Source organism: Paenibacillus sp. Cedars (genome assembly GCF_003184205.1).
GTDB classification, from domain to species: domain Bacteria; phylum Bacillota; class Bacilli; order Paenibacillales; family Paenibacillaceae; genus Paenibacillus_AQ; species Paenibacillus_AQ glucanolyticus.
Genome location: NZ_CP020866.1, coordinates 102,815 through 117,420, shown reverse-complemented (window position 1 = coordinate 117,420; position 14,606 = coordinate 102,815). Strand labels below are relative to the sequence as shown.

Annotated in this window: 12 protein-coding genes; 1 reads left to right on the top strand and 11 read right to left on the bottom strand. The window is 36.5% G+C overall.

Going from position 1 to position 14,606, the window contains the following annotated elements; translation table 11 throughout:
- Positions 1-5: 5 nt before the first annotated feature.
- From rfbC to B9D94_RS01925, 10 genes are all read right to left on the bottom strand, one after another.
- Positions 6-554 (bottom strand): dTDP-4-dehydrorhamnose 3,5-epimerase, encoded by a 549-nt coding sequence (gene rfbC, locus B9D94_RS01970; protein ID WP_006212987.1) that lies wholly within the window; start codon positions 552-554, stop codon positions 6-8.
- 22 nt (positions 555-576) lie between these two features.
- A complete protein-coding gene (locus tag B9D94_RS01965) occupies positions 577-1,320 on the bottom strand; it encodes a sugar phosphate nucleotidyltransferase (protein WP_006212988.1) in 744 nt (247 codons plus the stop codon).
- A gap of 16 nt (positions 1,321-1,336) precedes the next feature.
- Complete coding sequence (locus B9D94_RS01960; protein ID WP_006212989.1) at positions 1,337-1,702, bottom strand: EamA family transporter; 366 nt, start codon at positions 1,700-1,702, stop codon at positions 1,337-1,339.
- A complete protein-coding gene (locus tag B9D94_RS01955) occupies positions 1,689-2,078 on the bottom strand; it encodes a DUF2304 domain-containing protein (protein ID WP_006212990.1) in 390 nt (129 codons plus the stop codon). The genes B9D94_RS01960 and B9D94_RS01955 overlap by 14 nt, the downstream gene beginning before the upstream one ends.
- Before the next feature lie 9 nt (positions 2,079-2,087).
- Positions 2,088-2,789 (bottom strand): glycosyltransferase family 2 protein, encoded by a 702-nt coding sequence (locus B9D94_RS01950; RefSeq protein WP_006212991.1) that lies wholly within the window; start codon positions 2,787-2,789, stop codon positions 2,088-2,090.
- 126 nt (positions 2,790-2,915) lie between these two features.
- Positions 2,916-4,304 carry a DUF2142 domain-containing protein gene (locus B9D94_RS01945; protein ID WP_006212992.1) on the bottom strand — a complete coding sequence of 463 codons (1,389 nt, stop codon included), beginning with the start codon at positions 4,302-4,304 and terminating at the stop codon, positions 2,916-2,918.
- A 252-nt stretch (positions 4,305-4,556) separates the two neighbouring features.
- A complete protein-coding gene (locus tag B9D94_RS01940) occupies positions 4,557-6,848 on the bottom strand; it encodes a glycosyltransferase family 2 protein (RefSeq protein WP_006212993.1) in 2,292 nt (763 codons plus the stop codon).
- A gap of 14 nt (positions 6,849-6,862) precedes the next feature.
- Positions 6,863-8,422 carry a class I SAM-dependent methyltransferase gene (locus B9D94_RS01935; protein WP_148246386.1) on the bottom strand — a complete coding sequence of 520 codons (1,560 nt, stop codon included), beginning with the start codon at positions 8,420-8,422 and terminating at the stop codon, positions 6,863-6,865.
- Positions 8,419-9,648: an ABC transporter ATP-binding protein gene (locus tag B9D94_RS01930; RefSeq protein WP_006212995.1), complete on the bottom strand. Its 1,230-nt coding sequence runs from the start codon at positions 9,646-9,648 to the stop codon at positions 8,419-8,421. Before B9D94_RS01930 ends, B9D94_RS01935 begins: the two co-directional genes overlap by 4 nt.
- A gap of 14 nt (positions 9,649-9,662) precedes the next feature.
- Positions 9,663-11,030, bottom strand: a complete 1,368-nt coding sequence (locus tag B9D94_RS01925) for an ABC transporter permease (protein ID WP_040681074.1) — start codon at positions 11,028-11,030, stop codon at positions 9,663-9,665.
- A gap of 161 nt (positions 11,031-11,191) precedes the next feature.
- On the opposite strand from B9D94_RS01925, the gene B9D94_RS01920 reads away from it, so the two are divergent.
- Positions 11,192-13,651, top strand: coding sequence for an O-antigen ligase family protein (locus B9D94_RS01920; RefSeq protein WP_006212997.1), 2,460 nt, complete (start codon positions 11,192-11,194; stop codon positions 13,649-13,651).
- 70 nt (positions 13,652-13,721) lie between these two features.
- Here B9D94_RS01920 and galU read toward each other — a convergent pair whose 3' ends face one another.
- Positions 13,722-14,594, bottom strand: a complete 873-nt coding sequence (gene galU, locus B9D94_RS01915; RefSeq protein WP_148246385.1) for a UTP--glucose-1-phosphate uridylyltransferase GalU — start codon at positions 14,592-14,594, stop codon at positions 13,722-13,724.
- Positions 14,595-14,606 lie beyond the last annotated feature (12 nt).

Genomic DNA, 14,606 nt, shown 5'->3' with positions numbered 1-14,606 from the left:
GCCCCCTAGTCAAAATTCATCTCTGCGTCTTTCAGCAGCGGGTGCTGCTGGTCTTTATCCGATAAAATCGGATTTGATGTTGGCCAATCGATCCCCAAAGCCGGATCCTTCCATAGTATGCCGCGGTCATTTTCGGGGGAATAATATTCGTCCACTTTATAGAGAACCTGGGTATTGGGCACAAGCGTACAAAAACCATGTGCGAAGCCCTTAGGAACAAGCAGCTGACGATGGTTGTGTTCGCTTAAAATGACACCAACCCACTTACCAAAGGTAGGAGAGCTTTTTCTAATATCTACGATGACATCATAGATGGCACCTGTTAAGACACGTATGAGTTTGGTTTGAGCCTTAGGGTTGAGTTGATAGTGAAGTCCCCGCAAGACACCAGCTTCGGCAGATAAAGATTGATTGTCTTGGATGAAGTTGTAGGTAATGCCGTGTTGCTTAAATAGCGAATCGTTGTAACTCTCCATAAAAAAACCCCGGTGATCGCCGTGGACTTTTGGTTCAATCAACAAAGCATCGTTTAAGGATAAGCGAATAACACTCATATTTCTACCTCCTACCAGCCTACTAGACTTTAAGCTTGCCAAATTCCTCGGTAAATAATAGATCATGTGCCAACTCATTTGCTCTTGCAAGAGAAGAGTGTGTGCCCGCATCGGTCCACCATCCGTTTAAAATATCATACGTGAGTTCACTTCTTGCAATGTATGCATTGTTAACATCGGTGATTTCGAGTTCTCCACGAGCAGAAGGCTTCAGTGTCTTAACAATGCCAAAAACATGATGATCAAACATATAAATTCCTGTTACTGCATAATTAGATTTTGGGTTAGACGGTTTTTCTTCTATTGAGATTATTCGATTCCCTTGGAGTTCGGGCACGCCAAATCGTTTTGGATCTTCTACTTCCTGTATAAGAATTTTCGCTCCATGTTGCTGCTTTCTAAAATTCTGAACGAATGGCGATAGATCATCTTCAAAAACATTATCACCTAGAATAACAACCATTTGATCAATTCCAACAAAGTTTTCAGCAAGATCTAAAGCTTGAGCGATCCCACCTGCTTCATCCTGAACTTTATACGTAAAAGTTACTCCCATGTCACTTCCACTTCCAAGTAGGTTTACTACATCACCCATGTGGTCCTTACCTGTTACAATTAGAATATCCTGAACATCCGCTTGTTTCAACTTATGTACAGCATGAAATATCATTGGGTACTTTCCAACTGGCAAGAGATGTTTATTAGTTACTTTAGTTAAGGGATACAAGCGTGAGCCAGTACCGCCAGCTAGTATTATGCCTTTCATTTAGAATACCTCCTAATTAATTTGTGGCTATGAAAATAACACCAATAAGTATAAGTGAAGCTCCTATCCACTTCATCAATGATACTGGTTCATTAAACATATATACAGCAGCAAAGATACCAAGAATATAAGCTATGGATTGTGTTGGATAGGCTATGCTTAAAGGAATTCTCGACAACACAACAAACCATATTAAAGTAGCTATCACATAAAGCATTAGACCAGAGAATATTATCGGATTAAAAATTGCTTTCCAGGATTGAGCTAGGTTTACTCCTCCCATTCTTTCTAAACCAACTTTGAAGAGTATTTGTCCTCCTGATAACATAATTACATTTAATCCCAACAAAAGATAACTGAATGCAGTGCTATTTTTTAACATCCCTATCCTCGCTCTTCAACTTTAATTGTATAGATAACATTTCTACATTTCTTTTCATAATTCCAATTTCTTGAGTTAGATCTTTAATTTTGTTATTGGCTTTTGAGATTTCCAATGTTGCAGAAAAGGAAATACATATCAAACCAAAAATCGAGAACAGAAACAATGCATTTACAGGAAGTTCTATGCCCAATGATTCCGAGAAAAAGCTGAAAACTTTAGGGAATATGGATAGTATGAACAATAACACTACAACAGCGATCCAAAGAATAGAATATTTTAATTCCAGTCTGTATCTGCTTAAAAGATTTATTAGTAAAACTACACAGAGCAGCGAAGAAGCTATTAAGATAACCTGTAATTTAAAAGAGATCATAGCCCCTCCTTACGAAACTTGCTTTCTCATTCGATCTATAACTATAGCTAGTGATACTTTGGTCATGTAATATATGGATTTTAATGAAGTAATAGATGAAGTACCTTGTAACCTTGGCTCCATGATTACAGGAACCTCCATAATTTTTAAGTTATTTCGCTTTAAAAACATAATAGATTCGGGTTCGGGATAATCTACTGGATATCTATTGGAAAACAGTTGAATAACCCGCTTATCGCATGCTCTGAATCCAGATGTAGGATCAGTAATTAACTGGCCGGTAAGTATTTCTAGAAGTTTAGAAAAATAGCGAATGCCCAACCTTCTCATTGCTGTAGATTGAAATCCCATTTTATTAATATATCTTGAACCAATAACTAAGCTAGCCTCACCCCTAAGAATTGGGTTAATGAGATTTTCTATATAAATTGGATTATGTTGACCATCCCCATCTAGTTGAATAGCAATATCATAATTATTATTCCGAGCAAATTTATATCCTGTCTGTACAGCGCCACCAATTCCTAGATTGCATGGTAGATCTATCAAATGCACGTTATAATTTCTGCATATTTGAGAGGTATTATCAGTAGAACAATCATTAATTACAAGAATATCTAGATCAGTATTATAAATACTATTTATATTTTGAAGGGTTGTTTCGATATTTCCTCCCTCATTAAAAGCTGGTATTATTACCAATATCCTCATTTTTTTGTTATCCCTCCATTTCATTTTATAATAAATAGTCCACTAATTTTGTAATCCTAGCTAAATATTCTTGAAATCCAGACGAGTAAGCGAAAAAATTGTTGAGAATAAGTGACATTATTACTTCTAATAATACCGACTGTATATAAGGCTAATTGATATTAAATTAAATAAAATCATTAAAAATGCAGCTGAATAATAAACGTAGTTTGTATATTTCCGGAAAATGTATTTGAATCCATAAATCAATACTAAATTAATTGGAACAAGAGAAGTGAACAAATATCGTCCTTGCAGCATGAAATTATGGTATTCCCTGAAATAAATAATCTCTACTAGATATAAAAAGAATACATTCCCTAAAGAAAAAAGCAAACAGAACAAAACTATTTTATAATTTTCTCTTCTGCGAATTATGCCATACACTGCCCCAGTTAATCCCGTGATCACAATTAGAGCAATCAATTTATAAACCAAGATCGAATTGAATCGGGTATCTAACCACCCAAATTTAGCCCAATATGTCCGTATCCATAGATCGAAGAATCTATTCCTGCCTGCTTCATTTAAAAAGGCATTTTGAAAATACCATTTCAAACCAAGTGACGCATCACCTTGTGGTTGCATTGATACGCCACCAGTGAAAGAACCATAGTGTCTTAAACTAAAGAAGGCCCAGGGAAGGTATAAAATAAGCAGCGGCACAGAAACCATCACAGCAGAACGCAGTGTAGATTTCATTCCGTATTTTTTTATAAAAATTAAGAGAGCTGAGAATAAAATAAATCCACAAACATATACCATATGAGCTTTAATAATCAAACCAAATCCACAAAGTAAACCACCGATGATAAGTGTTTTTTCACTAACAGATTCTGTTGCTATAGTAAAAAGCCAAAGCAAAAGCGCTATAGAAACAACATCCATCATGATATCATTGTTTACCGCTGAACCAATCATTGAAAACATCGGATGCATGCCCGTTGTAATTGCTAAAACTGAAGCTAAAAAATTTGAATTCGGCTCTATTTTTTTGCCAGCGAAATACGCCAATGTAACAGCGACCAGACTTAACAATACTGAAAAAATCCTAACAGCATAAAACCGGAAAATTATTGTGGATTCATATCCCAATTTGTAAAATAAGGATGCGAAAAAGTAATAACCTGGCGGATACCCTGCGGCAAGATTACTTCCATCAGAAACACGTTGTAACGGGTTATTGTTTTCAGGCTTTGAGAGCATGTCATAAATAGGTTGATTAGTGGTATATTTTGACTCTGGATTGAAGGCAACTTCATTAAGTTTAACAGCCATTGTAAATAAGTTTAGCTCATGAGAAAAAGATTGTTCGGATGTTTGGATAGGTACCCTGTTTTCTTCACCCATAAATTGGACATATGCAAAATGAACAGGCTCATCAGGGTTTTGTAAGGGGGGAATAATGAATGTCCAAACCAACCCTTTTATCAACATAATGGTTAATATAATCCAGAGAGCAAAATTCTTCTTCATTAAAATACCCCGCCTTGACTTCAATATCTCATTGTTATTTTTCAAGTAATTTCAAACATGAATTCTCACTAAAGAAGCGAGGGAAATTATCGAATTGATCACCAATTTATCATGTCAGCCATTTTCTCTGCTATTAATCACTTAGAGTAGAGACAAGATACAAATATCAAGGTAATATATCTGCTGACCTCAAACTTAAGTCTTCAAAACTTATACGATAGAGTCCGATTCCCCCTAATACCAAGTCTATTTCTACTTTATTAAAGAAGCCTCTATGTTTAGAGCATACCCTGTATCCAAAGAAAGATTAGGATTATAGTAAGGATCTTCTAGAAGAATATTTCCCCATTTATTTTGCAGGTATAATGCTTCTTTGTTTAATCTAATTAATTTCTCATTAGATAACAAATCATCTCCTCGAGTTTTTGACTCATGATGAATCATCTGAACATAAGGTAACCATATATTTAAGTAACTTTCAGATCTTAGTTTAAGACAAAAATCCACATCATTGTAAGCCACCGACAAATTCTCGTCCATCCCGCCTACTTTTAGATATATCTCTTTTTTCACCATCAAACATGCAGCCGTCACAGCAGATACATTCTTAACAGATAACATTGCCCCAAAATATCCCGGATCAGTTATTGGACGATTGTGATGTCCATCTCCGGCAGCTCTTTGTTTACCTAAACCGAGAGTTAAACCAGAATGTTGAATCGTTTTATCAGGGTATATTAGAAAGGCACCTACTGCCCCAAGCTCTTCTCTTACTGCCTGTCCTACCATATCATCAAACCAATTAGAACTAATAACCTCAATGTCATCATTTAATAATAAGAGAAGCTCTCCACTCGCATTTTCAACAGCTACATTATTTATTCTTGCGTAATTAAATGGCTCATCAACTGTTATGATTTTTAATTGATCCTTAAGGATACTCTTCCATTTTTCAAAAAGTAAATATGTATCTCTTAGAGAACTTCCATTATTAACAATAATAATCTCATATTTTTTATCCAACAGTGTTTTCGTTAATGAACTCAAACATTGATCTAGCAATACGCCGTCTCTAGTAGGAATGATAATGCTAACCAGTGAATCAATCCTATTATTATAGTGCACTCTATAAAAATTCGAGTAACCCTCGAGTTCCTCAATGTAACCATCAATCCCTCTTCGTTGTATAGCATCATTAACTGCTTTTAGTCCGGCATAATGTGTGTAGTTTTTAGCTCCTGGACCAGACGCGGTCGATTCAGGAATAGTTCTCCAGTGATATAGAATTTTAGGGATATGGTAGATGTTGTGAGTTAGTTCGCTTACTCTCAAAGCTAAATCGAAATCCTGACTACCTTCTAACCCATTTCTAAATCCTCCAATTTTCTTAACCAAAGATGTACGATACACTCCAAAATGGCAAACATACATATGTGTCATTAATAAATCAGGTGACCAGTCTGGTTTAAAAAATGGCGAGTTTCTCTCACCTTCTACACTAATTTTGTCTTCATCACTATAAATCATATCAGCATCTGGATGTTCATTAAGGAGTCTGACATTTTCATATAATGCATCAATTGTTAACTCGTCATCATTATCAAGTAACCCAATGAATTCTCCCTGTGCAATACTAAGAGCAGTGTTTGATGATTCAGAGATGTGACCATTCTTTTCTCTGAAGACTACCTTTATTCGGGCATCACGTTCTGAATACTCCCTAAGTACTTTCTTAATATGGGGTTTAGGTGAAGCATCATCAGCAATACACAGTTCCCAGTTAGGATAAATCTGATTAATCACTGAATCAATACATTTCCGTAGCCAAATCTCATCAACATTATATACCGGCAAAATTATTGAGATTAACGGCTTGTATGTAAATTGCTCGACTTCTCTGTTAATCTTTAATTTATCCTCATCTGACAATTGATTTTGTATAATCCATATCTGGTAAGCCTGAGCACTAGTTTCCGAATCTATCCCCAATGTACTCTTTGCCTTTCTCCATATTGCCTTTAGCCCTTGAGTTTTGTAAGTTCTATAAGTTTTATTTATTATATTTTTAAAAGTTACTAAACCACCTCCTCTTTCCTTGAGAATTCTACTGAATGATGCTAACAATACATCTAACCTTGTCGTTTTTCTGAAATACAGATTCTCCAAACCGAAAGTTAGCTCTCTTTCCCCAGGATCCAACCGAAGATTGATCGTTCCTACGGGGATGTATATAAATTGTTCATATTTCAGGCTTCCAGGCAATATAGCACATATGACTTTACTATCTTTTTCAGAAAATCCTTCTCCAATATCCCAGTATAACTTCAATGGGATGTATTCTTCAGACTGGGAGAAATATGAAATTTTATTCCATCCACCAAAAAAATTACCTTCGATTAAAAAAGCAGGATCATTGCCATCTGAAATCCATTCCCCCCCTGACTTTCTTAAATCTGAGATAGGTTTTAGTCTTATTTTCGTTTTAATTCTAAATATTCCAGTTATCACAGAAGTTAATTTATCTTTAAATCTCCCCAATTTCAAAACCTACACTCCTCTTAAGTCTTAATAGTCCCTTTAATCAACTTCCAAACCCTAGAGCTATAAATTCGATTTAACTCATTACTTTTTAGTTCTAACTGCTCTCTAACAATCCTCATCTCATTTTCATTATTAGACTCTATAGTCCTCATTTGCAATTGAAGTGTCTCATACTCCAGTTGCATTCTTTTTAATTCTTCCTCTTTTAGTTCAAGTAATTCTAAAGTTTCATTTTGTTTATTGGTTATCTCAGACACTACACTATTCAAATTGTTAATTTCAGTTAATCTGTTTTCGCAGATGTCATTTAATGCAAGAATTTCATTCTTAATCTCAGGAATAATAACTCGATAATCATCAAAGAACCTTAAAACATCGAATTCTATACGATTCAGATTAACATTAGAATCAAACTTAATAATTATCTGTGGATCGTCCTCTTCAAAAAGATAATTATTTTTATGATTAAAACTATAGTTTCCTGATATCGTATATCTTGAAAATGCTTCTCCAATATTATCAAACAGTCTTATGTTATATATTTTAAAAATGCCCATATAATTAGAGGGATCAATTCTAATCGAGGCAATAGAATTGTGATAGTTAACTTCCTTAGAAAAGTGTCTCACCGTATGTCCGTGAATATGTTTTATAGTATGACTGTTTTGCTCATTGTAGCCATGCCCCTCATCAATGAAAACTTGAATATAATCAGTCTCATCCTCTTTATTAATTAATTGTTCCATTGGAACATTCAGCTTTGAACTCATAAGGGCCGCAAGTCTATAAAAATTAATTACTAATTCATTGATTTTATTTATTCTATCTTGAGGAATGTCGCAGTGAGGTTTCATTTGAACAGCCTCAATACTTCTTTCCTTACCCACAACAAATATTTTCCGATAGGAGCTATCAGTAAAGTCATAATCAAATAAATATCTATTATAATAATCGTCAATTTCTTGACGATACATTAATAACTCAGGATTGGAAGCAGCAATAAAATGAACTCCCATTAATTTTTCCCATATATCTATATTCCCATGATTAAAAACGCAATACGGATAATGGTTGTTTTTCAATTGACTCTCCAACTCTTCGTGTTTCGGTAAACCGTTAGTTGAATGTTCTTCTAACCAAATAAAATCAGTTTTAAAGAATAGGTTATATATTTTATTTACTCTCTTTTCAGCTTCAATTATCTCTGTTGAATAAAACGGTGCAGTGAGCACAAAGAACTGAGAGCTAACTCTATATAATTCATTAATAAAATCCCCTCTTTTCTGGGGAGGGATATGTTCGAATACATCTAAGGCTACTACAATATCAAACGAATCATTTGAAAAGGACATTTCTGTGGCATCGCCCAAAATGTATCGTGGGTTATTTAAAAGCTGATCGGGAATTTGTATGTCCAGATAAAAAATCATGTCATCTGGCAAAAATAATTCTAGGTTCTGGTGCTCATTAGCCCCGACCTCAAGGATTCTAAATACCTCATTTTTCGTACGAAGACGATTTATTAGATTCGCAACATTCTTGTATCGTTGATACTGATCAAAAGAAATATTGATCATTTAACCACTTCCCATCTATGATTCAAATAAACAAGACCCTCCGAAAAATAATCATTTGTAACTACAAATTGATTGGCATTCTCCTTATAATTTAAACAGATTAAACCTTCATTGCTAAATATTCCAACATCAATACAATAAGTACCTCCCATCAATGGAAGCTTCGGAACTATATATTTTATACTGTGTCTCCCAAAACTTTTTGGGATCTCTATTTTTTCCAAGTGAGTATTAGGACCAAAAATATAGTCTCTTTTGGGTGTATAAAGGGCTACTCCAATTAAAATGTCTTCAATAAAATTTTCATATATTTCATAGATAACTTCAATTTCTAATTGGTCGAAGGATTTAAGTTCGTCTTTGGTAATATTGACGTTAGTGATGGAAGCAAGTATATTTGGGTCTTCTGGCAATATAATTGTTTCCTCGTCACTTTTATCAAAAGCTCTATTAACAGCAACGGAGTTTGTATTCGCAGCTCCAAAATAATCATTGCCATGCTTCATGTAATCTTCATATAAATCTACAATCTCACTCGATGCACCTTCAGCCTTAACTTTACCTTCTTTAATCCAAACTGCTTTGTTACAAAATCTTTTTACTTGTTCCGTTGCATGGGATACAAATAATATAGTAGTCCCGTTTGACTTCAATTCCTTCATTTTCTCAATACATTTTGTCTGAAATCGAATATCTCCTACTGCCAATGCCTCGTCAACGATTAGAATATCTGGTTCAACATTAATAGAAACAGCAAATGCTAGTCTTGCAAACATTCCACTTGAATACACTTTTACTGGCTGTTCTATAAATGTCCCTATATCAGCAAAATCGATAATTGAATTGATCTTCTCATCCATTTCTTCTCTAGTGTAACCCATCATTAATCCATTCAAATATATATTTTCTCTACCAGTATATTCAGGATTAAAACCAGCACCTAATTCAAGAATAGCGGATATTTTCCCATTTACGATAACCTCCCCAGAACTTGGAGATATAACACCAGTGATAAGCTTAAGTAATGTAGATTTACCCGACCCATTCTTCCCGAGTATTCCCACTGCATCACCTTTATTTACAATAAAGGATACATCATTTAAAGCATTGAATTCCTGATGATATTTTTTTTTGTTGGGACTCAAAGATTCCTTTAGACGATCTATTGGTTTATTGTATAATCTGTACTTCTTTACAATGTTTTTAACTTCTATCATTGGTTTCATAAAATATTCAACTCCTAGAGTACGTCAGCAAAGTGAGGCTTCAACTTTCTAAACACCACTGTCCCTAAAGTAAAAATGCTTAGACATAATATCCAAAAATATAATGTCTCATACGGTCTCTCATAAAACAGGATCTTGTCAATGAAAGTATCTCTATAGCCCTGTACAATATAAAAAACAGGATTAAGCTTAAAGATGTATGCCCAGAATTCTGATAACATAGCCACCGGCCATCCTATAGGGGTAAACCAAAAACCCATTTGTAGAATTATAGTTATAATCTGGCCTAAATCCTTGAAGAATAACACTACTGCAGATGTTAGAATAGATAACGATAGAACCAAAACTATCAAGCAAACAGAGTAATATATAAATTGAAGATTATAGATTGTCGGATAGTAACCGTACGCAGCAAATACAACGAATAGAAAACAAATAAAAAATAAATGAACAAATAATGCAGAAACTATTTTCACTACAGGTAAGAGTTCTATTTTAAACACAACTTTTTTTACTAAATAACTATATTCTTGTAATGAGTTGGTTGCGCCTGAGAATGCTTCTGCAAAGAAGAACCAAGGAACGATACCTGTAATAAACCACAAGATAAATGGAACTTCTGAAACGTTACCGCTTCTAAGACCGACCTGGAATACAAACCAATAAGTTAGAATAGTCAAAAGAGGATTTACAAATCCCCAAATGACTCCAAGATACGATGAGGCATATTTAGTTTTAAAATCATTTCTCGCTAAGTTTAAAATTAAGCGGTTATTAGCCGTAATAGTTCTGAAAAATTGGAAAATGGTTTTCAGGTATCTAGTTATAAATACAATAAGACCACTAAAAATAATACTAATAACAATATTTTTAACCTTATGACTATAACTCGTATTATGCACCGAATCTTGGATAAATTGCTGTACGCTAAATTCTATATAAGGATCATTTCCCAAAGAATAAATCTCGAGCCGATCTTCAAGTACATTCTTTAATTGTAGTTGATTGTATGAAGCTTCTTTTAGTCTTTCCAGAAAAATAGGAACTTGTGAATTAGTAGAAATAATCAACGAACGAAGTAGTATATCACCTTTGTTCGTTCCAAAATCAATTCGTAATTGACTTGTGTCCTTTGGAATTTGATATTCGAGAGTTTTCCAGTCTCCTGGAGTATTATAGTCCAAGTGTAAAGATTTTTGTTCTTCCCACCCTAAGTTATCTTTAGAATAAAAAACTTGATAATCATCTGAGAATTCTGATTTCACTTCAAAGCTTAGTAAGACATTGTAATTAGATCGATTATATATTTCCAAGATAGAAAAAGAACCTATCATTGATATTACTGCTATTACAAACAAAAGAACTCTCTTAAAACGACTCATTAGACTTCCCCTTATTTGGTTTACTTTATAGAAAAGCGATTTAATATACTTCTGAATTAATTCAAGAGTTACATTTCCCCAGATAATGTTTACTATCTTGGTTATAATATAAATCATATGCTAGAATATTGTCGTATCTACAAGAAAAGGAGCTAATTACGTTGTCGAATCCAGTATACGGTAAAAAAGCCGCCGCGTCGAGGAAGGGCGATACGAGATCGGTTTTGTTTTGGGTGTTAATATCAGGAATTATTCTGTTTCTAGCTTGGACTCCTTTCCAAACAGCTCTATTTAACGGACAAATTTTAGTTTTTGAGAAACCGATTTTCTGGGCTTCAATCTTATCATGTCTTTTATTATTTCTCTGGATTGCAAATAGCTTTAAAAGCATCCAATTAAAAGATCAAAGGGATTGGCTAGCTGTAGGTGTGCTTTTACTTCCCTTAACTTACATACTCTCGCTAACTAGTGCCGCCTCCCATGTTCTTGCCATGAATATGGTTATCATTAATTGTATCTACGCTATTATGTTTATCATTGGACTGTACGTACTCCGTGACAAGTTAGGGAACCGAATCATTCAAAGTACGATTATGGCTGTAGCATATCTTATTGTTGGTTTCGGTCTACTGCATTGGTTTGGCCAGGGCAGAACTGTAGGTGCCATTGCAAAATGGTTTTCTAACACGGTCTTAAACGGTACATATACTTATGCTGTCATGACCGACTCTAATGGTCTTCGTCTGACATCGGTGTTCCAATACGCAAATACTTATGCGGCTTTTCTCATGGCTTTCTTGTTTGCAGCAGTTTTTTTCGTAACGACATCTCGAAAATGGTACAGTCAAGCTTTTCATAGCTTTATGCTGGTACCCATCATAGTATCGCTGCTCTTGACATTGTCTCGTGGTGGTCTGGTCATGCTTCCCGTAGTATTTATTCTGTTGCTCCTATTCCTGAAGCCGGCTAAACAATTATTGTGGATCCTATACTGCGGTATAGCAGGTGTGGCTTCGCTGATCATTTCCAAACCAGTAACAGAGCTGGGGTTGAGTTTAAATGAAGCATTCAGCAGCAGTGGTGCCCTTAAGGGCTGGGGAATTTTGCTTGTTACGTCCGCTATCGTAGGACTCCTCGGGTGGGTTATACAAAGTCTTATCGCTCCTAAACTTGAAAAAGCTCTAAGCAATTGGTCAATTAAAAAAACCTCCAACCTATGGATCCCACTTGGCTCCGTTATAATTGGAGGCCTGCTGATTATTCTATTTATGGGTACTGGGTTAAAAAATATACTCCCGCAAAGCATCAGCGTCCGACTTGAGAACATTAACTTTAATCAGCACAGTGTTTTGGAACGCTTTACCTTCTATAAAGATGCTATGAAGGTGCTGGCTGACTACCCGATAATTGGTGCCGGAGGCGGAGCATGGGCTTCACTCTATGAGCAGTATCAGAACAACCCATACACAAGCCGTCAAGCGCATAACTTCTTTTTACAGTACTTGATCGAGGTCGGCATTGTCGGATTCGTGATCTTCATGTCGTTTATCTTATATATATTCTTTAAGTATATTCGTGGTTATATCAAAGGTAGTAAAGATGAGCGCCATAGTCACTTCCTATATCTCATCATTGTCCTTTCCATTTTGATTCATAGTATTTTGGACTTTAATATGAGTTATGTGTTCATGGGAATTCTTGTATTCCTGGGCCTTGGTGGTATGGCAGCGGCGATGGAGCATAGACCGGTTAACAAATGGAATGTAAAGGATTCCACTGCTAGAGGCGCATATAGCGCTGTGGTTGGTCTCAGTGCTGTTCTTGTCTTGATTACATCGATTCGATATGTTCAAGCTGCCGATGCAGCTGCGGAGGCTCGCAGGGTCATCCAGGTTAGTACCTCTTATGAAGAGATCAAAGCCCCTCTGGATAAAGATCTTAGCATCCGTTCGAGTCATCCAGACTCTGTTCTGCTTCTATCATCTCTCTATCAAACGGTTTATCAGCAAAACCAAGATGAAGGCTTCTATAATGCTTCAGTTGACTTACTTAACAAAGCACTGGAAGACGAACCTTATAACAAATTAATGTTGCGAAGTTTAATGAAATTATATGAAATCAAGCAGCAACCGGAGCAAGCATACGAGGTCTTGATCCAGAACGCTCAAAAGTTCAACTGGGACATTGAATGGTACAAGGACATCATACTGCAAGGGTATGAACTCGGCATGAAGGCCCTTGGAACAGGCGAAACTTCTAAAAAAGACGAGTACTTTATGAAGGCGACCGATGCATTCTCTAAAGTCCAGAAAGGCATTCAACACCTGAAGACGTTGCCAGAAGGACAACTCCAGGGGAATCCCTTTGAAATTACACCGGATATGATCCTCCATGCAGGAAAAATGTATTACATGATGAATCAATTGGAGCAGGCAGCCAATGCCCTCAAAATAGGCATCCAGGAGGATCTTACGCAGTCATCCAATCAAGAGATCGCTAGATGGTACCTAGCTTCGCTTCAGAAGCAAGGCCAGAGCGATGAAGTGCTGCTTGAGAAGTTAAAGCAAGTTGACCCGAATGCACAGCACAATATCAAGCAGCTAATAGATCTTCAATTCTAAAACAAATAGCGGGCGCATTTCCAAGCAGACCAACACCTGCTATAGGAATGCACCCGCTATTTTTCCTAAATCATCTCACTTTCCTCAATATATTGCTCATATAAGCAATCAAATCATCTCTCAACTCTTCCCGCTGCAATGCGTAATGAATACTGGTTTCAATAAAACCCAGCTTCTCGCCGACATCATGGCGTATGCCATCAAAATTGTAGGCTATAATCGGACTCCGGCAAGCTAGTACAGACAGCGCATCAGTCAGTTGAATTTCCCCGTTCTTCCCAACCTCCTGATTCTCCAGCAAGTCAAAGATCTCCGGCGGCAAAATATAACGGCCCATGATGGCCAGATTGGATGGTGCCTCTGCACGGGACGGCTTCTCTACCAATCTTGATGTTTCATAAATTCTTTCCGATTTCCTTAAGCCATCCACGATCCCGTATCGATCGACTTCGTCCCAATCGACAGGCTGAACGCCCACAATGGCGGATTGGTAGGTGTCGTACACCTTCATCATCTGCTTCAGGCAAGGCACCTCCGACTCCACGATATCGTCACCGAGCAATACCGCAAACGGCTCGTCTCCAATGAACTTACGCGCACACCAGATCGCATGCCCAAGACCCTTGGGCTCTTTTTGCCGAATGTAATGGATATCCGCCATATTGGACGGCTTGCGCACCTCTTCGAGAAGCCCCCACTTGCCCTTCTCCGCTAAATTATGTTCAAGTTCAAATGAGGAATCAAAATGGTCCTCGATCGCCCGCTTTCCTTTACCCGTCACGATGATAATGTCCTCAATGCCGGAAGCCACAGCTTCTTCTATGATGTATTGGATTGTAGGCTTGTCCACAATAGGAAGCATCTCTTTCGGCATTGCTTTCGTGGCCGGCAGAAACCGGGTGCCAAGTCCCGCTGCCGGTATAATCGCTTTACGAATGTTCATCCTATCTTCTCC

Bases quoted from the DNA above. Each gene is read 5' to 3' on its own strand.
- galU (WP_148246385.1), bottom strand. From the start codon at position 14,594: ATGAACATTCGTAAAGCGATTATACCGGCAGCGGGACTTGGCACCCGG.
- rfbC (WP_006212987.1), bottom strand. From the start codon at position 554: ATGAGTGTTATTCGCTTATCCTTAAACGATGCTTTGTTGATTGAACCA.
- B9D94_RS01935 (WP_148246386.1), bottom strand. From the start codon at position 8,422: ATGATCAATATTTCTTTTGATCAGTATCAACGATACAAGAATGTTGCG.
- B9D94_RS01955 (WP_006212990.1), bottom strand. From the start codon at position 2,078: ATGATCTCTTTTAAATTACAGGTTATCTTAATAGCTTCTTCGCTGCTC.
- B9D94_RS01930 (WP_006212995.1), bottom strand. From the start codon at position 9,648: ATGAAACCAATGATAGAAGTTAAAAACATTGTAAAGAAGTACAGATTA.
- B9D94_RS01925 (WP_040681074.1), bottom strand. From the start codon at position 11,030: ATGAGTCGTTTTAAGAGAGTTCTTTTGTTTGTAATAGCAGTAATATCA.
- B9D94_RS01950 (WP_006212991.1), bottom strand. From the start codon at position 2,789: ATGAGGATATTGGTAATAATACCAGCTTTTAATGAGGGAGGAAATATC.
- B9D94_RS01960 (WP_006212989.1), bottom strand. From the start codon at position 1,702: ATGTTAAAAAATAGCACTGCATTCAGTTATCTTTTGTTGGGATTAAAT.
- B9D94_RS01965 (WP_006212988.1), bottom strand. From the start codon at position 1,320: ATGAAAGGCATAATACTAGCTGGCGGTACTGGCTCACGCTTGTATCCC.
- B9D94_RS01945 (WP_006212992.1), bottom strand. From the start codon at position 4,304: ATGAAGAAGAATTTTGCTCTCTGGATTATATTAACCATTATGTTGATA.